The sequence below is a fragment of the Brevibacillus ruminantium genome (genome assembly GCF_023746555.1).
In the GTDB taxonomy this organism is placed as follows: domain Bacteria; phylum Bacillota; class Bacilli; order Brevibacillales; family Brevibacillaceae; genus Brevibacillus; species Brevibacillus ruminantium.
In genome coordinates, this window is sequence record NZ_CP098755.1 from 3,619,374 (window position 1) to 3,645,792 (window position 26,419).

25 protein-coding genes and 1 other RNA gene are annotated in these 26,419 nt (G+C 52.6%); 5 read left to right on the forward strand and 21 right to left on the reverse strand.

Annotation, left to right across the window (positions count from 1 at the left end):
* Positions 1-125 precede the first annotated feature (125 nt).
* From NDK47_RS18070 to NDK47_RS18145, 16 genes are all read right to left on the reverse strand, one after another.
* On the reverse strand, positions 126-1,562 hold the full coding sequence (locus NDK47_RS18070; protein WP_251871150.1) for a serine hydrolase: 1,437 nt from the start codon (positions 1,560-1,562) through the stop codon (positions 126-128).
* A gap of 20 nt (positions 1,563-1,582) precedes the next feature.
* A complete protein-coding gene (locus NDK47_RS18075) occupies positions 1,583-2,413 on the reverse strand; it encodes a GNAT family N-acetyltransferase (RefSeq protein WP_251871151.1) in 831 nt (276 codons plus the stop codon).
* A gap of 30 nt (positions 2,414-2,443) precedes the next feature.
* Positions 2,444-3,565, reverse strand: coding sequence for an o-succinylbenzoate synthase (gene menC / locus NDK47_RS18080; RefSeq protein ID WP_251871152.1), 1,122 nt, complete (start codon positions 3,563-3,565; stop codon positions 2,444-2,446).
* Between the two features lie 29 nt (positions 3,566-3,594).
* On the reverse strand, positions 3,595-4,569 hold the full coding sequence (locus NDK47_RS18085) for an ABC transporter ATP-binding protein (RefSeq protein ID WP_251871153.1): 975 nt from the start codon (positions 4,567-4,569) through the stop codon (positions 3,595-3,597).
* A complete protein-coding gene (locus NDK47_RS18090) occupies positions 4,566-5,546 on the reverse strand; it encodes an ABC transporter ATP-binding protein (RefSeq protein WP_251871154.1) in 981 nt (326 codons plus the stop codon). The genes NDK47_RS18085 and NDK47_RS18090 overlap by 4 nt, the downstream gene beginning before the upstream one ends.
* A gap of 40 nt (positions 5,547-5,586) precedes the next feature.
* The gene (locus NDK47_RS18095; RefSeq protein WP_251871156.1) at positions 5,587-6,474 is read right to left on the reverse strand and encodes a serine hydrolase; all 888 of its coding nucleotides are present in this window, start codon (positions 6,472-6,474) and stop codon (positions 5,587-5,589) included.
* A gap of 32 nt (positions 6,475-6,506) precedes the next feature.
* A complete protein-coding gene (locus NDK47_RS18100) occupies positions 6,507-7,373 on the reverse strand; it encodes an ABC transporter permease (protein ID WP_407653452.1) in 867 nt (288 codons plus the stop codon).
* A 77-nt stretch (positions 7,374-7,450) separates the two neighbouring features.
* Positions 7,451-8,371 (reverse strand): ABC transporter permease, encoded by a 921-nt coding sequence (locus tag NDK47_RS18105; protein ID WP_251871159.1) that lies wholly within the window; start codon positions 8,369-8,371, stop codon positions 7,451-7,453.
* 18 nt (positions 8,372-8,389) lie between these two features.
* Positions 8,390-10,006, reverse strand: a complete 1,617-nt coding sequence (locus tag NDK47_RS18110; RefSeq protein ID WP_251871160.1) for an ABC transporter substrate-binding protein — start codon at positions 10,004-10,006, stop codon at positions 8,390-8,392.
* A gap of 16 nt (positions 10,007-10,022) precedes the next feature.
* A complete protein-coding gene (locus NDK47_RS18115) occupies positions 10,023-10,880 on the reverse strand; it encodes a MurR/RpiR family transcriptional regulator (protein ID WP_251871162.1) in 858 nt (285 codons plus the stop codon).
* Between the two features lie 14 nt (positions 10,881-10,894).
* Complete coding sequence (locus tag NDK47_RS18120) at positions 10,895-12,406, reverse strand: M81 family metallopeptidase (protein WP_251871163.1); 1,512 nt, start codon at positions 12,404-12,406, stop codon at positions 10,895-10,897.
* Positions 12,407-12,649: 243 nt separating this feature from the next.
* Entirely contained in the window at positions 12,650-12,835 is a 186-nt protein-coding gene (locus tag NDK47_RS18125; RefSeq protein ID WP_251871164.1) for a hypothetical protein, read from the reverse strand.
* A 26-nt stretch (positions 12,836-12,861) separates the two neighbouring features.
* Complete coding sequence (locus tag NDK47_RS18130; RefSeq protein WP_251871166.1) at positions 12,862-13,068, reverse strand: DUF2797 domain-containing protein; 207 nt, start codon at positions 13,066-13,068, stop codon at positions 12,862-12,864.
* A gap of 37 nt (positions 13,069-13,105) precedes the next feature.
* Positions 13,106-13,588: a PRC-barrel domain-containing protein gene (locus NDK47_RS18135; RefSeq protein WP_251871167.1), complete on the reverse strand. Its 483-nt coding sequence runs from the start codon at positions 13,586-13,588 to the stop codon at positions 13,106-13,108.
* Positions 13,589-13,662: 74 nt separating this feature from the next.
* Positions 13,663-15,921: an SF1B family DNA helicase RecD2 gene (gene recD2 / locus NDK47_RS18140; RefSeq protein WP_251871168.1), complete on the reverse strand. Its 2,259-nt coding sequence runs from the start codon at positions 15,919-15,921 to the stop codon at positions 13,663-13,665.
* A 147-nt stretch (positions 15,922-16,068) separates the two neighbouring features.
* A complete protein-coding gene (locus NDK47_RS18145; protein WP_251871169.1) occupies positions 16,069-17,733 on the reverse strand; it encodes a methyl-accepting chemotaxis protein in 1,665 nt (554 codons plus the stop codon).
* Between the two features lie 249 nt (positions 17,734-17,982).
* Between NDK47_RS18145 and NDK47_RS18150 the strand changes: the two genes are divergently transcribed.
* The 4 genes from NDK47_RS18150 to NDK47_RS18165 are packed head-to-tail and all read left to right on the forward strand — an operon-like array spanning position 17,983 to position 22,031.
* On the forward strand, positions 17,983-18,381 hold the full coding sequence (locus NDK47_RS18150; RefSeq protein ID WP_251871171.1) for a GntR family transcriptional regulator: 399 nt from the start codon (positions 17,983-17,985) through the stop codon (positions 18,379-18,381).
* The gene (locus NDK47_RS18155) at positions 18,378-19,295 is read left to right on the forward strand and encodes an ABC transporter ATP-binding protein (RefSeq protein ID WP_251871172.1); all 918 of its coding nucleotides are present in this window, start codon (positions 18,378-18,380) and stop codon (positions 19,293-19,295) included. The genes NDK47_RS18150 and NDK47_RS18155 overlap by 4 nt, the downstream gene beginning before the upstream one ends.
* Positions 19,261-20,082 (forward strand): ABC transporter permease, encoded by an 822-nt coding sequence (locus NDK47_RS18160; protein WP_251871174.1) that lies wholly within the window; start codon positions 19,261-19,263, stop codon positions 20,080-20,082. Before NDK47_RS18155 ends, NDK47_RS18160 begins: the two co-directional genes overlap by 35 nt.
* Positions 20,079-22,031, forward strand: coding sequence for a helix-hairpin-helix domain-containing protein (locus tag NDK47_RS18165; RefSeq protein ID WP_251871175.1), 1,953 nt, complete (start codon positions 20,079-20,081; stop codon positions 22,029-22,031). The genes NDK47_RS18160 and NDK47_RS18165 overlap by 4 nt, the downstream gene beginning before the upstream one ends.
* A 94-nt stretch (positions 22,032-22,125) precedes the next feature.
* Here NDK47_RS18165 and NDK47_RS18170 read toward each other — a convergent pair whose 3' ends face one another.
* Positions 22,126-23,268 carry a cysteine desulfurase family protein gene (locus tag NDK47_RS18170; protein WP_251871177.1) on the reverse strand — a complete coding sequence of 381 codons (1,143 nt, stop codon included), beginning with the start codon at positions 23,266-23,268 and terminating at the stop codon, positions 22,126-22,128.
* A gap of 12 nt (positions 23,269-23,280) precedes the next feature.
* Positions 23,281-23,700 carry a cysteine metabolism transcriptional regulator CymR gene (gene cymR / locus NDK47_RS18175; protein WP_251871178.1) on the reverse strand — a complete coding sequence of 140 codons (420 nt, stop codon included), beginning with the start codon at positions 23,698-23,700 and terminating at the stop codon, positions 23,281-23,283.
* A 112-nt stretch (positions 23,701-23,812) separates the two neighbouring features.
* On the opposite strand from cymR, the gene NDK47_RS18180 reads away from it, so the two are divergent.
* Positions 23,813-23,986, forward strand: coding sequence for a hypothetical protein (locus tag NDK47_RS18180; RefSeq protein WP_251871180.1), 174 nt, complete (start codon positions 23,813-23,815; stop codon positions 23,984-23,986).
* A 25-nt stretch (positions 23,987-24,011) separates the two neighbouring features.
* Here NDK47_RS18180 and NDK47_RS18185 read toward each other — a convergent pair whose 3' ends face one another.
* The 3 genes from NDK47_RS18185 to ssrS form a co-directional block, all read right to left on the reverse strand.
* Positions 24,012-25,367, reverse strand: coding sequence for an AAA family ATPase (locus tag NDK47_RS18185; RefSeq protein ID WP_251871182.1), 1,356 nt, complete (start codon positions 25,365-25,367; stop codon positions 24,012-24,014).
* A 6-nt stretch (positions 25,368-25,373) separates the two neighbouring features.
* Positions 25,374-26,129, reverse strand: coding sequence for a tRNA threonylcarbamoyladenosine dehydratase (locus NDK47_RS18190; RefSeq protein WP_251871183.1), 756 nt, complete (start codon positions 26,127-26,129; stop codon positions 25,374-25,376).
* A 94-nt stretch (positions 26,130-26,223) separates the two neighbouring features.
* A non-coding RNA gene (gene ssrS, locus NDK47_RS18195) (6S RNA) lies at positions 26,224-26,406 on the reverse strand.
* Between the last annotated feature and the right edge of the window lie 13 nt (positions 26,407-26,419).

Genomic DNA, 26,419 nt, shown 5'->3' on the forward strand with positions numbered 1-26,419 from the left:
CAGCCAAGACGTTTCAATCCCCGAAGAAAGGGGAGGTTTTTCACAGAAAAAAGGCTTTGCCTCACTCCGTGCAAAGCCTTTTCTGCTGTTTTGAACAAAGCCTTTGATCAGGCCAGGCGGTGAATTTAAGCAGAGTGCTCCTTCTGTTCAGCCCTCTGCAACTGGCGGAAGCCAAGACTCATCCGAATCACGCGCCCTTCTTCATCACGGATGAAAGTGGTGTGATACTGGGTATCTCTCTTTTTAAAGACGAAACGATCCCGGTCTACGCAACGAAATGGAAATGTGCTTCCTTGAAAGGTAACCGAAAGTTGACCATCGACTACACCAACTGCTGCATGCGCCCCCTCACCCGACTGATAGACACCGAGATAGTCGGCCAATGACTCCGCCGATACCTCCACTTCCGGGTATGAAAAGGGAAGTTCATCGGCAGGTCGTGAGCGCATCACGTTTAAAGACCCTGTCATGAGTTCCTGTGCAGACACACCGTCCGCATTGCTAAGCACGGCACCGCTTATGCCTGTCTCGGGCACAGTAAAGATTTGTGCGCTCACCCCTTTGATCGAACCGCCGTGCTCTACCAATGTCCCTCCAAAGCAACCGGGGGTAATCATCAGCCCGTATCCGTAATAACTCTGCCCCTGAATGGGAAAGTGGGGAGTGGTCATCTGCTGTACGCTTTCCTCAGAGAGAATTCGCACATCCTCTACCAAACCGCCTGTTCGGAAAATTTCCGTATAGCGAAGCAAATCCCGAATTGTCGATTTTAAGAAGCCTGCAGCCGTCATGGAAGGCGATGCCCACCAGCTAGGAGAAGCATACACTTCATTTATGTTTCCGGGATTTCTGGTGTACAATTTTGCGACATCGTCAAACTGCTCCAGTTCCTCGGCTGTAAAAACCGTTCGGCTCATTCCAGCAGGCTGAAGAATGGTTTCTGTGACATATTGCTCGTAGCTGATGCCGCTCAACCGCTCGATAATGACACCCAACAAGGCATAGCTGTCATTGGAGTAGCTGAATTGTGTTCCCGGCGGTCCCAGCACTGTCACTTCTTGTGCGGCAATAAATTCAATGAGTTCATCATGCGTGTCGATATAGGGAAGCTCCGCCAGTCTCTTCTCATGCTCCGTGCCTTTGAGTTCGGGGTCCTGCTCCATGCTCCGCTTGCCTGCGCTATACAAGGTAGGGAGCGGCGGCAATCCGGTTGTATGTGTCATCAGATGGTGGATGGTCACCTGGTCAGTATACTGGTTCAAAGGCATGCGAAACTCGGGCAGATACTGGATAACGGGATCATGAACACGCAGTTTTCCCGCTTCTTGCAGCTTCATGATGGCGACACACGTAAAGGATTTCGTGACCGACCCGATGCCAAACACAGTGTCAAGCGTGATTTCCAGCTGCTCCTCTCTGTCCCGAAAGCCCAATCCCTTGTGATAGATCAGCTCTCCCTCCCTGCAAATTCCCACCGCAATGCCGGGTGCTTGGGTGTCCTCTTTCAGCTTTGCCGCATACTCCTCAAATGCTTTTGTCCACTCCAGGCTGGTTGTCTTCACGTCCAAACCCTCCTTTTCATTTAGAAGCGCAGGTTTTCTGCCTTTTCCAGAACGTAATAGTGAACGGGGCCATCTCCGCGAATGAAGCCCGTGATGGCGTATCCGCTGGAAAACGCTTGTGTCAGTGCATGACGTAGTGCGTACCGCCATGCCAGAGCCAGATCTAGATGCATTTTTTTCAACTCATGAATGGCGCGAGGGACAGCGACCCGGTATCCCTCCTGATCCATGTCAGGCATCATACTTACCTGTGGAGAGAGCTGCTCTCCCCCTTGATTCCATCCAACCCATATCGGGTAATCACTCCACGGCGCAGCCGCTGTTGCATGACCCAAGATCGCTTCTTTCACACGCGGCGAATCCAGCATCCACTCCAGGACGAACCGGTCTGACGGCAAGCCGTTGTTAATCTTGTCATTCATCTCTCCGTAATAGGCGGGCAAATAAGTTCGGATGTATCCGCCCAGTTTGCCCAGATTCAGATTGGCATTTCGCGCTTCCAGCGGGTCAAATGTCCAAATCATTTTCTGATAGCCGTGCTGCAGTGCCCAGATGCGTTGTTCCAGCTTCAGCCTTTGGCCAATCCCGTCATCCCGATATTCAGGCAAAATTCCCAGCATATGTGAACAAAGATATGCCTCCCCCTGTTGAAAACCGGCGAATCCGTAGCAAAAGCCGACCAAACGTTCCCCATCATATGCCCCGATCAACACACCGCCATTGTTCTTCACTGCCAGGAGCTGAGCCAGCGGGGTCACGCTGTCCTCCCCCCAGATGGCTCTCTGCAGGCTGACCACCTCGCGAATCTCTTCGATCTCCGAAATCACCCGGTATCTTTTGTCGGGTTGCATACTCTACCACTCCTGCTTCCTGTCTACTTCTTACATCTCGTTGGGACGGAAAATCTCCTTTTTGATCAGGAACTTGTCAACGCGTCTCTGATCCAGCTCATAGCCGATGCCCGGTCCGGCAGGCACCTGGAGAATGCCGGGTCTTGCGAGCTTTACCTCCGGGCTTACAATATCCTCTTGCCAATACCTGTTGGAAGCTGACGTATCCCCCGGCAGCGTGAAATTGGGCAGGGACGTGACGGCGATATTATGGGCGCGTCCGACGCCCGACTCAAACATCCCGCCACACCAGACCGGTATCTGCCGCTCCTCGCAAAGGTCGTGAATCTTTCTCGATTCCGTAAGTCCCCCGACTCGACCGATCTTGATATTGATGATTCGGCAGCTCCCCAGTTCAATCGCCTTGCGGGCATCTTCCGCAGAATGAATGCTTTCATCAAGACAAATCGGCGTCCGCAGCTGCTTTTGGAGCTGGGCATGGTCCACGATATCGTCATGAGCCAAAGGCTGTTCAATCATCATCAACTGGAAATGATCCAGCTCCTTCAGCCGATCCATCTGATCCATGCGGTACGCGGAATTGGCGTCAGCCATCAAAGGGACTTCATCCCCGAAACGCTTGCGGATTGCCTCAATCGGCTGCAGGTCAAAGCCAGGCTTGATTTTGACTTTGATCTTTTTATATCCTTCTTCCAAAAAACGCTCTACTTTTTCCAGGACTTCATCTACAGTCGGTTCGATGCCAATACTGACGCCTACCTCAATCTCTTCTTTTCGTCCACCCAAAGCCGCCGCCAGCGAGACTCCCTTCTGCTTGGCGTACAAATCCCATACTGCCCCCTCCAAAGCGGCCTTCGCCATATTGTGGCGGCGAATCGGTTCGAACAGCGCGGAGACGTCCTCCGGCCTGTTCACCTGACTGCGAAGCAGCAGCGGGATCAGATAAGCTCGCAGCATGTACGAGACCGTTTCATTCGTTTCTTCTATATAGTAAGGGCCCTCCATCGCGACGCTCTCGGCGTGACCAACCGCCCCCTCTCCATACACACTGACCAGGACAAAACGCCTTCCATCCATACGGCCGAAGCTGGCCTCAAATGGCGTCAGATACGGCATCTGCAAATGTTGAAGCTCAATGCGCTCGATGTTCAACCGTTGTTTCCTCCCCTCTCTCTCCACAACTACGTCGTATATAAATGACAAGAGACATAATGTCCCGGATGTACCTCTCGTTCCACAGGTCGGACACTCTGGCAAATCTCCATGCGCTTGCCGCAGCGGGTGTGAAAAGCACAGCCTGACGGTGGGTTAGCAGGACTGGGAACATCTCCTTTCAGCATGATTCGCTCTTTTTTGAACAGCGGACTGGTGCTTGGAACAGCCGACATGAGCGCCTGCGTATAGGGGTGCAGCGGATTGGAAAAGAGCTGCGCCTTTTCACCAATTTCCACAATTCTGCCCAGGTACATCACAGCGATCCGGTTGCTGATATGTTTGACCACGCCCAGGTCATGCGAAATAAACAGATAGGTCAAGCCCAGGCTCTCCTGTAAATCCTGCAACAGGTTGACAATCTGGGCCTGGATCGAGACATCGAGTGCGGAAACCGGCTCGTCTGCCACGATCAGTTCCGGACTGACGGCCAACGCGCGGGCAATCCCGATTCGCTGCCGCTGTCCCCCGCTAAACTCATGCGGGTACCGATCCGCCTGGGATGGGTTTAGGCCTACAAGCTTTAACAGCTCCATGACCTGCTCCCGGCGCTCCTCTTTGGTCCGCGCATCAGCCCGGACGGAAATAGCCTCCTCCAGAGCAGAATAGATCGTCAATTTTGGATTCAAAGACGCATACGGGTCCTGGAAGACAATTTGCATGCGCTGTCGCAGCTTCCTCAGCTCCGATGACCGCATGGTTGTCATTTCGTTCCCATCGAAGACGACGGAACCGCTTGTCGGTTTGATCAGGCTCAGAATGCTTCGCCCTGTGGTTGACTTACCACAGCCGCTTTCACCAACCAGTCCAAGCGTCTCCCCCTTTCTCAGGCGAAACGATACACCATCCACTGCCTTCACATACCCGTTGCTTCGACCAAACCAGCTGTTACGGAGCGGAAAATAGGTTTGCAGCTGATCTACGGTAAGCAGCCACTCACTCATATCGCCAGCTCCTTCTTGGCATACAGCCAGCAGCGAACCGCTTGCATGCCCGTTTGGGTAAGCGGGGGCTTCTGATGGGCACAGTATTCCCGCGCCTCTTTGCAGCGCGAGAAAAAGGGACAGCCTCTCGTCAGCTCGCCCAGAAGCGGGACATTTCCTTCTATCGGCTCCAGCCGCTTTCGATCATCCTCCAGGCGCGGGACGGATTGCAAAAGTCCGATCGTGTACGGGTGCTTGGGCTGGGTAAAAAGGGTCGCAGCGTCCGCCTCCTCTACGATCTCCCCGTAATACATCACCAGCACGCGGTCAGCCATCTCCGCTACGACTCCCAGGTCATGCGTAATCAGCAAAATAGAAGTATGATACGTCTTCTTCAGCTCGTTCATCAGCTCCAGGATTTGCGCCTGAATCGTCACATCCAGGGCGGTTGTCGGCTCGTCTGCGATCAACAAGGTGGGATTGCAGGCCATTGCCATGGCGATCATGACACGCTGCTTCATCCCCCCGGATAATTGGTGCGGGTATTCATCCACGATTTTTTCCGCACGGGGTATCCCTACCTTTTGCAGCATCTCAATCGTCTTTTCTCGCCGCTCCTTTTTGGACAGCGTGGTATGAATGCTGAATACCTCCCCAATCTGCTGGCCGATGGTATGAACCGGATTGAGAGACGTCATTGGCTCCTGGAAAATCATCGAGATTTCCCGCCCGCGAATGGATCTCATCTCTTTCTCCGACAAACTGCTGATCACGGTATCGTTCCATCGGATTTCTCCCTCCACCTGACCTACATTCTTTTTGATCAGTCCCATGATGGCCAGGGAGGTGATGCTCTTGCCGCAGCCTGATTCGCCTACGAGCGCTACCGTCTCTTTTGGCTGAATCTTGAACGATACATCGCGAATCGCTGTTACGGTACCGGTCTCCGTGAAAAATTTCATCTGGAGCCGGTCAACCTCCAGCAGCGTCTTGTCCATAGCACGCCTCCTCTCTTGGGTTCATCTGCAACTTCCCTGTTTACCCTTCCGTAAAATGGGCATAGACCGCGCGTGTGATCTCGGCGATGGCCAGTTGACCCTCGTTTATGGTCGGATTGCCATGGGAAAGCACCGATATGGCAAAGGAGCCTTTATCCTCGGGCAGAAATACAATCCCTACGTCGTTGACAACGGTACCCACTGTACCTGATTTGGTCGCGGTCTTGACCCGCTCCGGCAATAGGTAGGGAATCCGGTTGCGAAGCTGCTGCCTTAGCATGATATCCAGCATGCCGTTGCTTGCCTCAGGCGAGACCAATTTCCCGGCTGCGATCCACTCCAGCAGCCGGTTGATCTCCTGCGGCGTTGACACATTATTTTCGGAGCTTGCTTCAAAAAGGCTGGCTTGCTTGTCAAACTGGCCGGCCTCTACCCTTTCGTGAAACAGCTTGTAAGTCTCCGCGCGAGGCTTGGGTTCATCGATTCCGACGCACTGGCTCAGCAGTCTCCAGCAGCTGTGCTTGATCGACGTACCTTCCAGGCCAAGCTGCTTCATATACTGCTCAACCCGCTCGATCCCCACCAATTCCAGCACCTGGTCTGTAGCAAAATTGTCGCTGACGATGATCATCAGCATCGCCAGGTCTTTTATCGAGACCTCCGCTCCCGGATCAAGCTCCTGAAGAACTCCGGAGCCAGGCACTCGCTCTTCAAATTTCAGGCGAATCCGCGCATCCAACTGCAGTCTGCCTTCCTCGACATCGCGAAACAGAGCAGCCAGGATCGGCACCTTAAACACGCTCGCCAATTGAAATGGCTTGCTTTCGTTCATGCCTGCGGATTCACCCGTCTGCAAATGCTTGACGGCAACGCCAAAGCTTCCTTTTTGCTTCGCTACGATAGCGTCCAGCTTTCCTTGCAGAGTCATTTCGTTTCCTCCTCTCCCTCATGCTAGATTGATTATTTCAGCTTTGGATCAAGCGCGTCTCGCAGCCCGTCACCAAGCAGATTGAAACCCAGCACCACGAGCATGATCGCAAGTCCGGGAAAAAGCGACATCCACCAGGCCTGCCCCAGAAAGCCTTTGCCTACATACACCATGGCTCCCCACTCTGGCGTCGGCGGCTGCGCCCCCAGTCCGAGAAAACTAAGCGCCGCCGCTGCCAAAATGACCGTCCCGAACTGAATCGTGGACAGGACAATGATCGGGGAGAGAATATTGGGCAAGATGTGCTTGAACAAGATGATGTGATCGCGGATTCCCAGTGCCCGTACGGCCTCCACGTATTCCTTTTCGCGGACGGAGAGCACCGAAGAGCGGACAATACGGACATAGATCGGAATCACGGCAATCACAATCGCGATCATCGCGTTGGTCAATCCCGGCCCCAGTACAGCAATAATAGAGATGGCCAGCAACAGGGATGGCAGCGCCAGCATGATATCGATCACCTGCATGATGAAGATGTCCAGCTTTCGGTAATACCCCGTGATCACCCCTATCGTTACGCCGATCACGGAGGCAGTAGCGACACAGATCAATCCCATCAAAAGGGAAACTCTGCCGCCGAACAGCAATCGCGAGAAAATGTCCCGTCCAAAATCATCTGTGCCCAGCAGATGTTTGCCATCAGGCGGCAGCAATCGCTCCGCAAAATTCATCTCTTCTACTGGAAAGGGAGCAAGCACGGGTGCCATGATCACGGCGAAGGTAACGGTCAGTAGCAGTAAAAGTCCAGCCATCGCCATTTTATTCTTTTTCAAACGCCTCCAGACAATGGACCAGTATGACGCGGAGGGTTTCTGAACAGACACCTCGTTTGGCAGGGAAAGGGTGCCGGTACCGTCTGAATTTTGGTTAAGCTGTATGTCTGTGAGCTTTCCGTCCACTGGCTTCCCCCTCCCTATTCGTATTTAATCCGCGGATCAAGCCAGCTGTATAACAGATCGACCAGCAGATTTGTGAGAGCAAACAACAGTGCTACGAAAAAGACCATTCCCTGAATCCGGGGAATATCCCGCATGCCGATCGCCTCAATCGCCATGCTTCCCAGTCCTTTCAGCGCAAATACGGTCTCGATCACCACGGCACCTGCCAGTAGCGATCCAAATTGCAAACCGATCATGGTGACGACTGGAATGATGGCGTTTTTCAGCCCGTGACGAACCACCAGTGCGTAAAAGGCTGCGCCTTTGGCCTCTGCTGTGCGCATATAGTCCTGTTTGATCACATCAAGCATGCTGGATCGGGTCATTCTCGCCACCGCCCCTACCTCCGTCAAAGCAAGGGTGATCGAAGGGAGAATCAGCGACTGGAGGCCATCGTAGCCGGATATCGGGAAAATCCCCAGCTTGTAGGAAAAAATCCAGATCAAAAACAGCGCGACCCAAAAGCCAGGAGCAGAGATGCCCAGCAGCGAGAAAAAAACCACAATGCGGTCTACCAGTGTATTTTGCTTGACTGCAGCAATGACTCCCAGCAGGATGCCCACAAGAGATGCAATGAGAATACTGTAGAGCGCCAACTGGATAGTGATTGGGAATCGGATGGCAATTTCTGACCAGACGGTCTGTCCCGTGATGAAGGAGGTGCCCAGGTCGCCGTGAAGCAATCTGTTCAGGAATTGGGCGTACTGTGTGAGGAGCGGCTGATCAAGCCCGAGCTGCTTCGTTAGCGCTTGGGTTGCTTCCTGAGTCGGAAACTCTCCGAGGATAAATTGAACCGGGTCGCCGGGGATCAGATGCACCATGAGGAAGACAAGGATGGAGATCCCCAGCAACGTTCCCAGCAAGGAGAGCAGTCTTTTCAAGAGGTATCGATGCATGGAAAAACACCCCTTGTCTTATTTCGTCAATTTTACGTCTTGAAGGATGAAGAACTCCTGGAAAGGATGCAGCTTGAAGCCTTCAATTCCGCGGGTGGCAAAAATATTTTCCTCCGCGTACAACGGAACCCATGGCGCCTCTTTGATCAGCAGTTCCTGAATTTCCTCGTAGACATTCATTCGCTCTTTTTCATTCGTTGTCCGCCGCCCTTTTTCCAGCAGGAGATCCAATTCGGGTGTAGAGAAATGCGTGCGGATGCTCATTTTCGAATGGAACATGAGATACAGGACATCGGGGTCCGAATAGCCGTAGTACAGAAGGGCCATATCATGCGAGGCTTTGCTCGTCCGGTCCCTGACCGTTGCGGTTTCTGTGACAGCCAGCTTCAGGTCAATGCCAATCGCTTTCAACTGATTTTGGACAATCTGGGCAACGCGCTGGAAGGCAGGCTCATTGGGAAGCAACAGTTCAACGCTAAACGGTTTTCCGTCCTTTTCCACGATCCCATCCCCGTTGCTGTCCGTCCAACCTGCTTCAGCCAGGAGCGCTTTCGCTTTCTCCACGTTGTAGGCATATTCTTGTCTGGCCATGCTCTCGATCCGTTCACTGTGAAACGGGATCGTCGGGGGAAGCGGTCCAAATACGGGCTGAGCAAATCCTCCCAAAGCCACCTGGATGATCGGATCGCGATCGATGGCCATCGAGATCGCTTGCTTCACCCGCGTATCTTGAAAGATCGGCTTTTTGTTGTTAAATCCGAGGTACTTGATTCCCGTTTCCGGTACCTTCAAAATCTCTACGCCCGGTGTGTTTTGCAATTCCTGTACATAGTTCGTGGGAACATTTTGCAGGATGTGAATCGTTCCTTTTTTAAATTCGAGAATTCGCGTGTCATCGTCTTTGACAAATCGGAAGACCACTTGATCGACATAGGGGGCGGCCCGATTTTTCGCCGACTCCGTTCCCCAGTTGTATACCGGATTCCTTTTATAGGTAATCGATGAACCCCGATCATGCTTTTCAAACAGATACGGACCAGTCCCGGATGGGTTGTCTCCGAACTTATCGCCCATCTCCGCCAGCCGCTTGGGATCAAGGGCACCAAAAAAGGGGGCTGCAGCTACTGATGAAAATGGCGCAAACGCTTCAGAAAAGTAGAGTTTTACTGTATGCTCGTCAACAGCCTCCACTTTCTCAACCGGACCAGCCAACTCTTTGACGGGAGAGATTTGAATAAAACGCTCTATCGTCTTTTTGATGGCTTCTGCTGTTAAAGGCTCTCCGGAATGAAACAGGACGTCTTTGCGAAGGAAAAAGGTCCATACCTTTCCATCCTCAGAAACCTCGTACCTCTCTGCCAGACCAGGCGACAATTTTCCATTCAAGTCATAGTTGAGCAGCGGATCGTAGATCTGGGTGTTGGCACTGTCGATCCACGTTGCTTGTTGTACGTCAATCGTGGACGGCTCGATCAATGCGGAGATAACCAAAGTCCCCTTCCCCGCTGCTGACGAGCCAGGGTTTGCTTGTGGCTCGCTTGTGGTCTGCTGCGGTGATGCCGTACAGCCGACAAGCAGCACGAAAACGAGAATTGAAACGAAGAGATGGCGCCAGGTCTGAAGACCACGGAACATCTGAAATGCCCCCTTTTTATGTCGCTTCAAAAAACGGGTAGAACAATTGACCGCTTTCATCGTATTGCTTGATCCTCGCTTGTACGTTGCGCCGGTCTGCCTGAACAATCCCGCTGACCAGTACATTCAACAGGGAAAAGATGGTGGCCATGCCCTTCAGCGCGGTAGGAGCAGGGGTGGCGATCTTGATCAAGGTATCCGCGATCGGGCCAATCGGTGAAAGTTCATCATCGGTAATGGCGATGATCCTGGCTCCCTTTTCTTTGGCCGCCTGGGAAAAGACGATGGTCTCTTTGGTGTAGCGTGGGAAGGAAAAAGCGATGACCACACACTTGGCGTTCACTTCTGTAATCAGGTAGTTGGCATCATCGGTCTGCCCTCGGTACAGGTGGGCGTTTCCTTTTACCACATTTAAGGTGGAGGTGAGCCAGGTAGCTGGGCCGTGGGAGCTGCGGAAGCCGACGACGATTACTTTTTTCGCCTTCACGATACTCTCTACGGCTCTCTGAATTTGCTCAGGCTTGATCTCATTCAGCATTTTCTGAATGTACGCAAGGTCTTGCTCCATGTTGCAGGTGATCACATCTGACTCATCCATCTGGTCCTTAGAATAATTTTCCAGCAGCTTATCTTTTTTATGGGGGAGCAACAGGGACTCGCGGATTTCGTTTTGCAGTGCACTGTATCCGGAGTAGCCTAAGGCGTAGCACATCCGGATCACGGTTGTCTCACTCGTCCCTGTCAGAGTGCCGATTACTTTGGCGGGATGGAGAGCGATTTGCTTGGGTTCGTCCAGGATCAGTTTGGCAACCAGCTTCTGCTGATTGGTCAATTTGTGGTAGTGTTTGCGGATGTGTTCGTTCACGTTCTCCATCTTTAGCTCCTTTTTTACATATTCTGGTATGGTTTTTCTTCGTTTTCTGGTGTGAGCACGAACGTCGTATCCTCATCGATCGGATACATCGGCCGGTTTATTCGTTTGTAGTCAAACGAGGTGAAGAGAAGTGTGGTCAGTCCTGGTGAATCCACGGTAACAATATGCTGGCTGATCGGCTCGAAGGCCGCTCTGAAATGCTGGCTTGACTTTAATGCGACGATCTTGTACTTTCTCACATCGATCCCGTGAAGCAGGAAAATTTGCTCATCCAGAACTTGTGATTTAATGGAGCAAACCAGGACATCAATACTGCCAATTTGCAGGCGGGCCGATTTGCCCAGATGAACCTGGCCGCCCGCGCCCATCGGTGTACTAGCTATGAAGGTACCGTCCGAAAGCGTTTTCACATATGCCTTTACGCGAAGCGGCTCGCCGTGCAGATGATCTGTTTTTCCGCCCAGCTCCACTTCAATCGTGGCTCCTGCGCCTGCCTGATGAGCGATTCTCGCTACCTCTGGATCGTAAATAAAGCCAAAGCAGCTATTCATAAGGTCCGCTTCCAGCATGGCACGCAACAGATGAGTACCGTCACCAGGGGTGCCGCCACCGGGATTGTCGGAGGTCTCGTTGATTACGATTGGCTGCCCCTCCAGTTTGAGTGCCGCTTCGATTCCTTCGGCGCACGAGAGCACATCCGGGGCAAATTCTTCTTTTTTTGACCAGATATATTGGGCTACATCTTCGGAAACACGGCGTGCAAGCTGGGGATTGTCTTCAGTGATGGACAGGACGGATACACAGACGTCGGGGATATCGGTATAAGGAAAGCCGTGGAAAAATGCGCAATCGATAACGCCATCTTCTTTTTCCCAGTTCCAGCATCGTTCATTTACATCTTTTGCAGGGGAGATATTCGTAGTAGAGGTCGGAATCATAAGAGGTAATCGGGTGAGGTGCATGGTTGGTTTCAAATTGTCTCGGACGATCCTGCGGGCGATTTCCACTGCTTCCAAACCGCGCTCGTAGCAATCCGTATGGGGGTATAAGTGGACGCCGAGCAACGCGCTTGCATGAGCAACCATTTTCTCGGTCAAATTGCCGTGCAAATCGAGTGTGGCTACGATGGGAACCAGCTCTCCAAATTCGGTTCGCAGCGACTGCAAAAGATCGCCCTCTACATCGTCAACTCCTTCTGCCACTCCGGCACCGTGCAGACTAAGGAGGATCGCATCTACCTCTCCAGCCCGCCGAATGCCTTCGATCAGGTTGCTTTTTAATTCTTGATAAGTTTCTTCCGTGATTGTGCCTGCCGGATAGGCAGCTGCCAGGAATGTGGGAATGACTTCGAAGCCGTATTCTTCTGCTCGATCAATCATCCCCCCGATAAAGTCCCTCACGCCGCGATGATGGAGAAGTATGTCTTCGCCAACAGACCACTCCCAGAGTTCAAACAGTTCCTTTGTCGTCGGAACGTTTGAAAAGGTATTGGTCTCATGAGCCACACCGCCAATTGCAATTCTCACAACATTTCCCTCCTCTTTTTGGGCTTGAAGTGGTGTGAAGTGACATGAAGTATGAACTTTACAATTAGAGAAATTCTGAAGTGTAAACTTTCGTTTCTGCCATTATAAGGGGCTGTATTTGTTTTTTCAATAAGAAAATTGTAAATTTTCAGTTTCTTATTCCGCACTTTTTCGTTGTCAAATGAAAAAGTGCCCGAACATCTATACAGGGATCTGTCCCCTAGACGTTCGGGCTTTTCATTGTTAACGAGCGACAGCTCGCATAAATTTCCTGCTTACCTTCATCAGCTTTTGTACATCCCGCATGGAGAAGGGCCAACGATTGATGTTAAAGGAAAATCCTCTGCGCCTGCGCGGTGCCATGAGAAAGCCGACAGCCGCCACGAGGCCACTCGCAGCGATGACGCGAATCAAGCTTCGAACGATCATTCGTGACACACCTCCTGTCTGAGTATCTACATGCTAAGTTCGGTGGGGACGCTCTGTTCATCGATAAACAGATCGTTGAGCGAATGGAGGGAACCATCCTCCTCGACTTGGTACACAGAGGCAATCTGTTCACCAGCCACGCTCATCTCAATAAAGCAGTTCCAACAGTAATACTGATTGGTCCCAATCTTTCCAATATCTTTGGAACCACAGTTCGGGCATATAACACGCATCTATCTATTTCCTCCCTTTGACGCCTGGCTGCGAACCCTAGTCCGGCACGATCAGGTTTTCTTCCCCAATAATGACGGATGGAGGAACGGACAGGCGTTTACGTCCTTCAGTGACGTCCGCCAGCCAACCGTTCGATAATTCATACCCTACAATTTTCTCCCAATCCGCAGAGAAGTAAACATCTTCCAATCGCCCAAGCTGGTCCCCGGAAGCAGAAATGACAGCTTTCCCCTTCAATTTCAACTTTCCCGTCAGGATGCCGGCAGGATCAGAAGCGGCCAGATGATTCAAGGAGGTAACAGCGTCTATGCCCGATACGGTGAGGCAGGATTCTCCTACCGCATGGATACGGTCAAAGGGAATGTAGGTGCCAGATTGGAACCAGCCCTGTTCGCTCAGCAAGACTCCCAGCACTTGCCATTTTCCGGAGTCCACTAGAATGTCACGGATTATGCCGATCTCTTCCCCGGTCTCCAGGGAGACAACCGGCATGCCGATTACATCCAATGCCTTGCGCATGTGGGTTTTCCCCCTTCCGCCTTTTTAGTATCCGGCGGACTCATTCGTTCCATGCAACAAAACATGTTCCAGCATCAGCCTTGTTTCAGACGTTCCTCCAGGTAGCTGTAACGCACACCCTCCTCATTACTTTGGACGGCGATGCGAAAAGCTTCCGGTTCTCCACACATGATCAGAAATGATTTGCTGCGAGTGATTCCCGTATACACCAGCTTGCGTCGAAGCATGCGATGGTAGTTTTTCACAAAAGGCATCACAACGATCGGAAACTCACTGCCTTGTGACTTGTGGACAGAGCAGCAATAGGCAAGTGTTAGCTGATGGTAGGCAGATCGCTTGTACGTCACTTCTCGACCATCAAAAGAAACCACGATCATCTCTTCGTTCTCTGCGTTTTCATTTGGGTAAAAAATCGCAACGATTTCACCCATATCGCCGTTGAACACTTGCTCCTCGGCGTTGTTTACCAGCTGAAGCACCTTATCCCCTGTGCGAAATGCGGTTTCACCAAAAGTCACTTCACGCTTCTGTCCCACTTTGGGGTTAAACAGCTCCTGAAGCTCCTCATTCAGCCGGTTGACTCCTGCATTACCTTTGTACATGGGGGCAAGAACTTGTACATCTTTTGCTGTATATCCTTTTTTTACGGCCCCGAGACAAATTTGTTTCACTGCTTCATTTACTTCATGTGGCGAACTTGTGAAAAATCTTCGATCCGGTGAGGATTTCAACAGATCGGACGGAACGATCCCTTTTCGCACATCATGGGCGAGACGAATGATTGAAGATTCCTGGGCTTGCCGGTAGATTTCCGTAAGCTGAACCCGCGGCAATAGTCCCGAGCGGATCATATCCTGCAGCACGTTGCCCGGGCCGACAGAGGGCAACTGGTCCGGGTCCCCGACGAGAATCACCTGAATGTCATTTGGCAACGCTCTGAACAACTGGTTGGCCAGCCAAATATCGACCATCGACATCTCGTCAACAATCAGGAGTTTTCCGCGGATCGGGTGTTCTCCGTCATGTTCGAAGCTCTCGCCCTTCCAGCCGAGCAAACGGTGAATTGTCATGGCCGGCAATCCGGTTGTCTCTGTCATTCGCTTGGCAGCACGGCCTGTTGGTGCAGCCAGTACGATGGGGAAAGGATTGGTTTCGTCGTATTTTCTCAGGTCAAAGGAAATACCATGCAGATGGGCAAACACTCGGCAAATCCCGCGAATGACCGTTGTTTTCCCAGTCCCCGGTCCTCCCGTCAGCAGCATCAGCCCAGATTTGATCGCTTGCTCAATCGCGTCGCGTTGTGTTTGGGCATAGGTGATGGCCAATTCTTCTTCGACTGCGCCGAGCGCATGGTACAGCTCCGAGACAGGAAACGAACCAAATTCGTCACGATCGGCGAAAAAACGAAGTCGTTTGGCCAGTCCTACTTCAGCAAAAAAGAGGCTGGGGAGGTATACCCGCTCCTCGTCCCACATCACTTTGGATACCACGAACAAGCCCTCTATCGCAAGCTCCATCTCCTCTGGCGAAAAGCGGTGGCCGCCGCATTCATGCAGCAAACGCAGTGTTTTTTCACAAAGCTCTGCAATGGGGAGAAAAACGTGTCCTTCGGCATAAGAGGCTTCTTGAAGCGTAAAAATCGCGGCTGCCTGGACGCGTTCTTCCGAAGAGGCGGCAATCCCGGTCGAACGAGCGATCTCATCCGCCCGCTTGAAGCCTATCCCCTGCACATCCTCAATCAGGCGGTAAGGTTCCTCTGTGAGCACCTTCATCGTTTCCAGCTTGTAGGTCTGGTAGATGCGCAATGCCAGTTGAACCCCGATTCCGAACTCATACAAAAACACCATGGCCTGTTCCAAGGAACGATGTTCCATCACCGATTCATAAATTTGCTTGGCACGGTTTTCCGTAATCCCGGGTATCTCAACCAATGCTTCGGGACGGTCTGCGATGATGGATAGCGCTTCGACACCGAGATGCTCCACGATCCGTTTCGCCATCTTTTTTCCGATTCCCTGGAAGAGGCCACTGGCCAGGTATTTTTCGACGCCAGCCACCGTTTTCGGCGTTTCGCGCTCATAGCGGGAAGCGACAAATTGCTGCCCAAAACGGGGGTGTGTTTTCCATTCTCCGTAGAATGTGTAAAGTTCTTCAGGATGCGGCCTTGGAAAATTTCCGACTACGACCACCTCAGATTCTTTGATCGCTTCCGAAGTCTCCTCTACTTTAAGACGAATAACTCCGTACCACGTTTCTTCATTGTAAAAAATTTCTTGAACGATCGATCCACGAACAAACGGTTCGGCAAACAAAGGGAGTGTTTGCTGCGACATCTTAGCGCCCCCTCGAAAGACATACTGATTTTTACCTGCTAATACAGCAAGAAACCCACCCGGGAGTGTGAAAATCTCGGGCGGGGTCTTCGCATTCAGCTTCCGTTCATCGACGCTTCGACAAAGCGGTCTGCCGATTAACTCTGTTTAGATTGTAAAACGATTTACTTGTTCTGACAACCGCTCCGCCATTTGAGCCAACGTCTCCGCTGCTGCTGTCATTTCTTCCGTCGTGGCAGTCTGCTGCTCCGAGGCGGCAGCGACCTCCTGGGTGTCAAGTGCCGCTCGATGGGCGAGTCGGGCGATTTCGTCAGCCCGGGCCACCAGCAGCCCGGTATCTTGATTCATCGTCTGCGCGGACTCGTTCATTTTGCGCACCTGGCTGCTGACATCGCGAACAGCCAAGACGATCTGTCCGAAGGCTTCGCCCGCCTGGGACACACCGTTCCGGCCCGCCGTAACGGACACCGTGGTCGCGCCCATTGCACTGACGGACGCCTGGATGTCCCCGCGGACACGGTGGATGAGATCAGCGATTTTCTCTGTGGACTGGCTTGATTGTTCCGCAAGCTTTCGAACTTCATCGGCGACGACCGCAAAGCCGCGCCCCTGCTCTCCGGCCCGTGCCGCTTCGATCGCGGCGTTGAGCGCAAGCAGATTGGTCTGCTCTGAAATGTCCTTTATCGCCGTAATAATGCCCATGATCTGCTCCGACTGGACGCCGAGGGAGCGGACGACTTCCTCCGTCTGGAAGACATTTGCAGCAATTTGTTCCATTTCAAGATCCAGCTCGTTCATCTTCGCTTCTCCGTCCGTTGCGAGCAGATGAGCCTTATCCGCGTCGTCACTGACATGCCTGGTCGCCTCTGCAATGCGGTTTACATCCTGGCCGATCTGGTGCAAGGAACGTGTCGTCTCGACTACCTCAGCCTTTTGCTGGTCGGACGAAGCCGCAATTTCCGAAGAAGCTGCTGCGATTTGTTCGGAAGCACGGGCACTCTCCGCCGTACTGGCCGTCAACTCTTCCGATGACGAGGCGACCTGCCCGGACACCAGCTGCACTTCTTTGAGCATGCGGGAAAACACATCCATCATCTCGTTGTAAATGCGCGACAGCTCGCCGATCTCATCTTTGGAGCGGACGCGTACTCGCGGGGTCAGGTTGCCTGTCTCGGCCAGTCTCATCGCTTCGACCAGCTCCCCAAGCGGCCGGAGCAGCTTGGTTACGATGAAAATGCCTATCGCGAGTGCGCAAGCTGCGCTGACGAGACTGATGGTAAACATCATCAGCCGGCTCGCTTCGATCGGCTGCAGCAGATCATCCCGATAGCTTCCGATGGCAAGCAGCCAACCGTTGGGAAGCTCCTCGTAAGCAGTCAGCTTGTCCTTTCCCTGAAACTCGTACTCCAGCCAGCCGTTTTTTTCCCTGAGCATGATCTGGGCAAAGTCGTACTGGGCGAGAGAAGTCTCGTTCACTTCAGGGTCGGGATGAAACAGCGCCGTTCCGTTATGGTCCATAATATAAGCATACCCAATCATTCCATTTGGCTTGTAATAGCTCTCGGCGACATCTTTTATTATCGCGTCAATTTTCTGACGTTCGTCTAGACCAGGAGACAAGCTCTTCGTATAGGGGGACAATTCCTCCGCCTTTATTTTCGTAATGTATTGCAAGTCGGAAACCGTTAATCGATAGACGGCATCCGAGGCCTGCTGGAATTGCATATAACCTGCTATCATCAACGGAATTACCGTGATCGCCAGCATGGTAATTACCAGCTTGTAGCGAATCGAGATAGATTTGGTGTTCATGACTGATCTCCTTTGTCCTTGGGTTCAAACACTGCCTACGTCATCATCTGATAAAAACCACTTACAAAAAGTAGTTCTATTGCCCTATTCTACATGTTTATTCGTTCCCAATCTATCCACAATTTAGTGAAAAAGAAAATCTATGAGACCATTTTCCGGGTATTGACAACCTGGCAAAAATTGTTATGCTCATAGTGTACTACATAAACTAGTACACATAGTACACCATCCTGTACGGAGGTGAATACCTTGTGGCCTCGGATTGATCCTCGCTCAGATTTACCGATCTATCAGCAAATCATTCAGCAGATCAAAGAGGCGGTCGCCAAAGGACTGATCGCACCGGGGGAGAAGCTGCCGTCGGTCAGGGAACTGGCCGGAAGAATTGCCATCAACCCGAATACGATCGCAAAGGCCTATCAAGAACTGGAACGAGAGGGCATTATCGAAACGATAAGAGGGCGCGGAACCTTTGCTGCCGCTCTCTCCTCCGGTGTCGGAGACGAAATGAAGCAGCGCTCTATTGAAGGGCTAATGGAAAAAATTCTCGTGGAGGCGCACTATTTGCAGCTCGGAGAAGAAGAGCTGCTCGCCATGCTTCACTCCATGGCCCGGGAATGGTACGAAAAGAAAGGAGAATCACCGTGAACGCAATCGAAGTGATCGGACTCACCAAGCAGATCGGAAACCGGCCCGTTTTGTGTAACGTGACCTTCTCTGTCCCCCCCGGTACCGTGTGCGCCTTGATCGGGCCAAATGGCGCCGGCAAGACCACACTCATCCACACGCTGCTCGGGTTAGCCAAACCGACCGCGGGAAAAAGCCTTATTTTCGAAAAGAACGCGGACGAAAAGTCCGGCTTGGTGCGTAGCGAGGTCGGCTTCATGACAGCGCCGGCCTTTCCGAATCTGCGCGTCAAAGAGCTGCTGCGTTTGTGCGCTGCCCTCTACCCGCTCTGGGACGAGCGTTTGTGCCGGCACTTGCAGGAACTTTTTGGCCTTGCCTCCGAGTTGCCAATCCGCCAGCTATCCAAAGGGATGAAGGTCCAGCTTTCTCTCGTGATTGCGCTCTCCGCCAGGCCTAGAGTGCTTCTTCTCGATGAACCCACAAGCGGGCTTGACCCTGTCCATCGACAGTCTTTTTTCCGGTTGATTATGGATGTGGTTGCGGAACGCGAGACTACTGTTCTATTCACGACGCATCACCCCGAGGAAGCCGAACGGATGGCAGACAACGTCGGAATGCTTCTGGAGGGACGGCTTCTGTTTCACGCTTCCGTCGATGAGCTGAAGCGAACTTCCCGCTGCATTCAGGCCGTGCTTCCGGACGGACTTCCCAAAGAAATTAGGGAGCTTCCGGGCGTCTTGCATGTCAAACAGCAGGGCAGCATGTATTCCCTATTCATAAGGGACCATGTTGACGAAACGACGGAGCGGATCCGCCTGCTTGCTCCCTCCCATCTGGATATTCTGCCCGCCAGTCTGGAGGAATTGTTTATTTACACCGCATCCAAGGAGGGATACTCGTTTGATACGGCTGCATGCAGTGAAAGCGCTATTTGAAAAAGAATGTGTACAATTGCGTTGGATGGCTGTCCTATCGTTTTGCCTGATGGGCCTGACTCCGCTCTTTGGCTCGCTTCTGTACTGGCTCGACAGGCCGAACAGGAGCCGGCCATGGGGAGATTGGTCACTGCACGCGGAGAACATTTTTACCCGTGGAGAAGGCTCGACATTTGTCTATCTGGGGATCGTACTCGCGCTGATTCTCGGAGTCCGGGTATTCGCCAATGATCGCGCCGATCAATCAAATCTTTTTCTCGCCTCGCTTCCAGTCAGCAAAAGCGAGATTGCACTGGCGAAATACCTTGCCGGCACCGCCGTCATTCAAGGAATTGCGTTTGTCCATATCCTGTTTTTTACGGTGATGCCGCTCTTCTTGCCTGCTTATTATTCGTTGACGGGTGCTGTCTGCTGGTTTCTTTTGGCTGGCGGCCTTCTACAGCTAGTGTTTTCGATCGGTTTCTTGGCAGGCTCGATCAGCCATAGGCGGCTTGGTGCCTATGAAACAGCCTTTCTTCTCCTGCTGCTGCCGAGCATCTTGTCCAAAATGACAGAACCGTATTCCCCGGTGTTTTCGACAGGAATGGCTGTTTTCTCGCCGATCCATGCCGCTTTGGAGTTGTCCGGCTTGGTTGAAAGGCACGCTGGCTTGTCGGTGATGGTTTTCTTTCTATGTGCTGGCGTACTAGGTTTGCTGAGCGCACTGGCTATTGAACGAGGCTGGCCTCAGGGAACAGGCTCGAGACGGTTGCTATCTGCCGGCAGCAAAAGGGAGGGGGACAGATGAAAGGCCTGCGTTCTTTTTTGATGTTGCCCCTGGTACTGCTGATGGCCTGCTCCCTGGTAAAGCCTGCCCGGGCTGCGCCGAATGGAGACCTGTTTGAGCGATACGTGATGCCAGCGGAGAGCGACAGTCAACTCATTTTGCAATCCGTATCCGGGGAGTATGTAGATAGATACCCGGTCGCCGAAGCTTTTCCGGACGATGCCACTGACAAAGCGGAGACAGAGGCGTTGTATCGAGGTTCGTTCATGCGGGAATCCGTAAAGCTCTACCATCTCGCGCAAAACTATCTGAAAAACCAAAAGAGTTCGCACCAATTCGAGCCGGCGTATTTGCTTCTGTCTGATCGTATTGGCGGATTCGCCAGGAAGGGATTTTACCTACGGGAAAACGGCAGTTTGATCGACAAAACGGACGTGCCCTACATCGATCTCATGAAAAAATCGCCGGGGGCGGAAGAGCAGCTCGGAGCGACGACACAAATTTATCCCCACGAAATGGGGCATCTGATTTACCACATGCTATCCCAGGCGGAGCCACGTTCGAAGTCAGTCACCATGCATTACTCAGGTACCGTGACCGACTATGCTACCGCTTTTAATGAAGGATTTGCCGAGCACTTTGAGAAGATCGCCAGACGCTATGATCCGGACGAAGGACGCAGACGTCTGATGGACGAAAGCGAACAGCGGATGCTCGACATGACCCGAAAAAAAATCGCCGGCTACGACCGGGATTACGACTGGCTTTTTCGGCTGGATTTTTACCGTGCCTCTTTGCCCTTTTGGTATCAGCAGCTGGAAAACACGCGAAGGCATCACGGAGTAGACACCGGAGAGCTTCTCCATCCCCCTGTCGTCCGCCCCGGAATGTCCCCGGCAGATTCCCTGTTATATCGGAATACGGGCATCCATTTTGACAAAACGGCACTTCGCTCCCCCGCCAGGATGATTTCAACAGAGGGTGTCATTTCAGGCTTTTTTACCCGGCTGTTGGACAGTGAATTGAAGGAAGAGTATCTATCGGCCGAATTTTACCGCGACTTTCTCCGGGAAAAACAGCCGCTGCCAGCTCCTCCCGAAGATATGTTTTCGCCTCTGCAAAATCAGTACTTGAAAATATTCGCCGTCCTGCACAAGCACGTGAACCCAAGCAAAAGCGAAAAAGGACAAATGCTCGATTTTCTGGAAGGGTATGGAAAGGAGTTCCCCGGTGAAAAGCAGCGGATTACCGAGTTGTTCCGGGAAGCGACAGGAGACGTGACAGGTCCCGACATCGCCAGCCGAATCGGTCCGGAAATCTGGCTGACGGCCCGCGACGTCGATTATCCTTTTTTCGCCTTCGATCAATTTAAGGGGAACACTTTTCCCGCCTATTCGTTTTCGATCAACGCAGCGGATGTTTACGACCTGATGATGATTCCCGGGCTCTCTAGCAGCGAAGCCGAAAGCATCATCCGTCAGAGGGACAGTGTCGGATTTTTCCGGAATAAGGAGGAGATTCTCTCAGTTCCGGACTTATCGGAGGCGGGGCGGCAAGCGATTGAGCAAGCTTTTGAGGAATGGGAGCCAACGGAATGGAGCGGTATCAGCTTTACAAAATTGTTTGGCGCGTCACTGTTTCATGTGTTCGGTGAGGGATTGCTGTACTTTGTCGTCTTGCTCGCCCTCCCCGTTTCTTGGCGGATGCTGCGTCGAGGCTGCTCCGTCGGGGCGCTCATCAAGTATTTGCTTGGCAAACTTGGCAAGACCTACTGGCTGATTGCACTTGGACTGTTTTCCGTCATGGTCAGTAGCATCTCTACTCTCCTCGTCTATCTTCTGGGATGGCTTCTGACTCTGCTTGGAGAAACCGCGCTGCTTTTTGTCCTGCACAGGCAGCGAGGGAAGATACGGGAAGCGCTGATGTACACCGCCGGCATCGGTCTGGTTGTTCTTTGTTCTGTACGATAAGAAAACCGATCAAGCAAAAAACCAACGGGCACACGCCGTTGGTTTTTGTCTTCTGTACTGTTCTGGGCTTCGGTTGAGACACGTCGGCTTGTGGTTATCGTTTCAGCCGATGAACAATCTCGACCACCTTCCGGGCAGCCCGCTCCGCTTCCTCAACGGTGTTGGTGATTCCAAAGCTGAACCGGATCGCCGACTGGGCCACCGGTTCGTCCAGGCACATCGCCTTCAGTACATGCGAAAGCTCCAGCGATCCCGACGTACACGCGGAACCACTGGCCGCTGCTATCCCCTCGAGATCGAGGTTCATCAGCATTGTTTCCGTCTTTACATCGGGAAAACTGACATTGAGAATATGAGGCAAATACTTCTCGGAATGACCGTTTACCTGATAGGGAATGCCCGCCTCATCAAAGCAGGAGAGCATGGTCTGCCGCATTTGCTGATATTTCGCAATGCGTTCTGGCATTTCTTCTTGCGCGATCGACGCCGCTTCTGCAAAACCGATGATGCTGGCCAGGTTTTCCGTTCCTGCCCGGCGTTTACGCTCCTGAGAGCCTCCGTGCAGGTGTGGCGTGAAAGGAACTTTTTTCCCCAGGTAAAGGGCTCCTACTCCTTTTGGCCCATTGATCTTATGGGCAGAGATGGACAGCATATCAACCGGAAGCTCTTTGACGCTGATCGGCAAAACCCCCAGGGTCTGGACTGCATCCGTGTGAAAGACAATCCCGCGCTCCTGCAGGAATCTTCCCATCTCTTCAATCGGCTGGATCGTGCCCACCTCGTTGTTTCCATACATGATGGAGACCAAGATCGTATCTGACCGGACTGCATGCTTCAAGTCTTCCACACGGACCATGCCGGTTTTGTCAGCAGGCAGGTACGTTACTTCAAAACCGTTCTTCTCCAGATACTCACAGGCATGAAGTACGGCATGATGCTCGATGCTGGAGGTGATGATATGACGGCCGCGCTCACGCTGTGCGAGTGCCCCGCCAATGATCGCCATATTGTCTGCTTCGGTCCCCCCGCTGGTAAAGACCAGCTCCTGTGGATTAGCCTCGATCAGTCCAGCGATTTGATCCCTGGCTTTTTCCAAAGCCTGCCGCGACTCACGTCCAAAGCTGTGCACACTGGAAGGATTGCCGTAAACCTGGGTTAAGTAAGGATACATCGCTTCGACTACACGCGGGTGAACGGGTGTCGTGGCCGCATGATCCAGATAAATACTCTCTCGCACAAATGTCACCTTCTATATATAAAACATGTAGCCGTCAGAATGGCCGTCATCCTTAAAGCTGATCAAATCCTGCAAAGACGTGGAATCAAGTACAGAGGAAATGCTGTCGCGAATGCGCAGCCAGAGATAGCGCTTGGCCGGGTCCTCCTCCTCGGCAAATTCCACAGGGCTGATCGGCCCCTCCAGTACGCGAATGATATCACCAGCCGAGATTTCTTCCGGTTGTTTGGCGAGCACATAGCCGCCGTAGGCTCCGCGAATGCTTTTTACCAGTCCGGCATTGCGCAAAGGAGCGACCAATTGCTCCAGATAGTGTTCAGACAGCTCATGGCGTTCGGCGATACTTCTCAAGGAGACAGGGCCTTCCCCAAAACGGTTCGCCAGCTCCATCATAATCGTGAGCCCGTATCGTCCTTTCGTAGAAATTTTCACGTTACAACTCTCCTCTACTGCAGTATTCCCCAAAAAATCGATTTCCCCGTCCATCCTGGTACATGACTCTGCTCGTCGGGGACAAACTAGCTTCCAGGGGGGTGAATGCACGATGGCAACGAACAAACGCTCGGAGAGAGGACGCAATCATCCATCCGAGACGCTGTATGATCAACCGGCCGGTACGATTGCCCACAAAGCGCGGTATGGTGCGCCTGAACAAAGCAAACAGCCGAATGAAAACGGAGATTTGCCCAACAAACCGGGCGGAGACATACGGACTTGATTCTTCCTCCCCCTGATCGGGGGAGTCAATTTTCACCGGACCTATGGCTCCCCAGCCTTTTGGCCAGCTCTCTTCTTTCCTGCTGCAGGCGTGTAATCTCCTGCTCGTAGCCAATCGGTTTGGGTTGATAAAAGATCGTGTTTACTTCATCCGGCAGATACTGCTGCGGGACATAACCGCCCGGGTAGTTATGCGGGTACAGATACCCTTTTCCATGTCCGAGACGCGAGGCCCCTTTGTAGGCGGCATCACGAAGGTGAATGGGGACGGGCTTATGCCCTTCTGAGCGAATGGTGTCCAATGCCTGGTTGATTCCGTTGTATGCGGCATTGCTTTTCGGTGCGGTGGCCAGATAGGTGGTCGCTTGCGCCAGCGGTATCCGTCCTTCCGGCATTCCCACCAACTCCAGGGACTGAAAACAGGAGACGGCTACGGTAATCGCCTGCGGATCGGCATTCCCGATGTCTTCCGAAGCGGAGATAATCAGCCTCCGCGCGATAAACCGGGGGTCCTCACCGGCATCGATCATCCGCGCCAGCCAGTAGAGAGCAGCATCCGGGTCAGAGCCGCGAATCGATTTGATAAAAGCTGAAATCGTGTCGTAGTGATTGTCGCCGCTTTTATCATAGCGAACAGCGCGGCGCTGGATCGACTCCACAGCTACATCCAGCGTGATGACGATCCGACCATCCATCCCCGGGGGCGTGGTGGTGGCTGCCAGCTCCAACGCATTGAGCATGCGGCGCGCATCTCCTTCGGCATACTGGATCAGATGCTCGCTCGCTTCCGGCGTCACCTCGACGTACAGTTCTGCCAGCCCGTTTTCCTCATCTGTCAGCGCACGCTGCATCACTTGGCGCAGATGCTCATGCGACAGCGGCTGCAGCGAGAAGATTTGGGAACGAGACAACAGCGCCGGATTCACCTCAAAAAACGGATTCTCTGTCGTCGCTCCAATCAGTGTAATCGTGCCTTCTTCTACATACGGAAGCAGGGCGTCCTGCTGTGCCTTGTTGAATCGGTGGATCTCATCGACAAACAGCGTGGTGCGCTGCCCGCCCATAACCAAGCGCTCTTTTGATTCATCCACAACCCTGCGGATATCCGCCACACCTGCTGTAACCGCATTCAGTTCGGCAAAATGCGTTCGGGTGGTACGAGCGATCACCTTTGCCAGCGTTGTTTTCCCCGTTCCGGGCGGTCCGTAAAAAATCAAAGAGGACACCTGGTCAGCCTCAATGGCTCGGCGCAGCAGCTTGCCCGGACCCAGGATATGCTCCTGGCCGATCACATCCTGTATGGTCTGCGGCCGCATTCGTGCTGCCAGCGGCTTCGACTTTCCTTTGTCCTGGCTTTCATGTGCAAATGAAAATAAATCCATGGCGCTCTATCCTTTGACTGGCTGCCAGTCGACCAAATCTCGGACGACCACGCTAGCCAAAATTAAACCGGCCACCGAGGGCACAAATGCATTACTCGCTGGGGGCTGCCTTACTTTGCTGATCGGTGAATCCGGATTGGTGACGATTTTTTCCCGGACATCTGTCCGAATCGTAACGGGAATCTCCCGGGAATAGACCACTTTGACACCTTTGTGGATTCCGCGTTTGCGCAATTCACGCCGGATGACTTTGGCTATTGGATCATAGCTGGTCTGAGAAATATCTGCCACCTCGAACCGGGTCGGGTCCATCTTATTGGCGGCACCCATGCTGGAGATGATCGGGATATTGCGCCGTTTCGCCTCGGTGATCACGTGTAGCTTGGCGGACATGGTATCCATCGCATCGACAATATAGTCAAATTGATGGGAGAAAAGCTCATCGGCTGTTTCCTCGTTGTAAAACATATTCAGGGTCACAACCTCACAGGCAGGATTGATCGCTGCAATCCTCTCCTTCATCAGATCCGCTTTTTTCTGTCCAACCGTATGGAGAGTGGCATGAATCTGCCGATTGATATTGGTAATATCGACAACATCCTTGTCGACCAGCACCAGCCTGCCTACTCCGGTGCGGGCCAGAGCTTCAACAGTGAAGGAGCCGACACCTCCAATGCCAAGCACAGCGACAGTGCTGTTTTTCATTTTTTCCAAACCTTCGGGACCGAAGGCCAATTCACATCTGGAAAATTGGTGAAGCATTCATCGTCAACCTTTCTAATCTGGCATGTCAGTATTTGCACAAGGACGTTCCCATTTCATAAGCAATCGGAAAAGTGGGAATGTCAGACATAAAAGGAGCCCCAAAATGCCGTGCTGCTCCTACAGTTTTGAACCTGCATATCGCAGGTGGGTGTCTTGCCTAACCGTATCAGACTTCCACTCTGTGGAGGCATGTCCTCTCGGTTGCGGACGAAAAACTCCCTAAAAAGACTTTGTGGCTCAAAACTATCGGAAGTCACGTACATCGCAGGGCTATTTATCAGTATTAC

Bases quoted from the DNA above. Each gene is read 5' to 3' on its own strand.
- NDK47_RS18090 (WP_251871154.1), bottom strand. From the start codon at position 5,546: ATGGACAAGACGCTGCTGGAGGTTGACCGGCTCCAGATGAAATTTTTC.
- NDK47_RS18135 (WP_251871167.1), bottom strand. From the start codon at position 13,588: ATGCGCAAGGCATTGGATGTAATCGGCATGCCGGTTGTCTCCCTGGAG.
- recD2 (WP_251871168.1), bottom strand. From the start codon at position 15,921: ATGTCGCAGCAAACACTCCCTTTGTTTGCCGAACCGTTTGTTCGTGGA.
- NDK47_RS18110 (WP_251871160.1), bottom strand. From the start codon at position 10,006: ATGTTCCGTGGTCTTCAGACCTGGCGCCATCTCTTCGTTTCAATTCTC.
- NDK47_RS18145 (WP_251871169.1), bottom strand. From the start codon at position 17,733: ATGAACACCAAATCTATCTCGATTCGCTACAAGCTGGTAATTACCATG.
- NDK47_RS18165 (WP_251871175.1), top strand. From the start codon at position 20,079: ATGAAAGGCCTGCGTTCTTTTTTGATGTTGCCCCTGGTACTGCTGATG.
- NDK47_RS18085 (WP_251871153.1), bottom strand. From the start codon at position 4,569: ATGAGTGAGTGGCTGCTTACCGTAGATCAGCTGCAAACCTATTTTCCG.
- NDK47_RS18130 (WP_251871166.1), bottom strand. From the start codon at position 13,068: ATGCGTGTTATATGCCCGAACTGTGGTTCCAAAGATATTGGAAAGATT.
- NDK47_RS18095 (WP_251871156.1), bottom strand. From the start codon at position 6,474: ATGACTCTGCAAGGAAAGCTGGACGCTATCGTAGCGAAGCAAAAAGGA.
- NDK47_RS18115 (WP_251871162.1), bottom strand. From the start codon at position 10,880: ATGGAGAACGTGAACGAACACATCCGCAAACACTACCACAAATTGACC.
- NDK47_RS18105 (WP_251871159.1), bottom strand. From the start codon at position 8,371: ATGCATCGATACCTCTTGAAAAGACTGCTCTCCTTGCTGGGAACGTTG.
- NDK47_RS18075 (WP_251871151.1), bottom strand. From the start codon at position 2,413: ATGCAACCCGACAAAAGATACCGGGTGATTTCGGAGATCGAAGAGATT.
- NDK47_RS18180 (WP_251871180.1), top strand. From the start codon at position 23,813: ATGGCAACGAACAAACGCTCGGAGAGAGGACGCAATCATCCATCCGAG.
- NDK47_RS18185 (WP_251871182.1), bottom strand. From the start codon at position 25,367: ATGGATTTATTTTCATTTGCACATGAAAGCCAGGACAAAGGAAAGTCG.
- NDK47_RS18125 (WP_251871164.1), bottom strand. From the start codon at position 12,835: ATGATCGTTCGAAGCTTGATTCGCGTCATCGCTGCGAGTGGCCTCGTG.
- NDK47_RS18190 (WP_251871183.1), bottom strand. From the start codon at position 26,129: ATGCTTCACCAATTTTCCAGATGTGAATTGGCCTTCGGTCCCGAAGGT.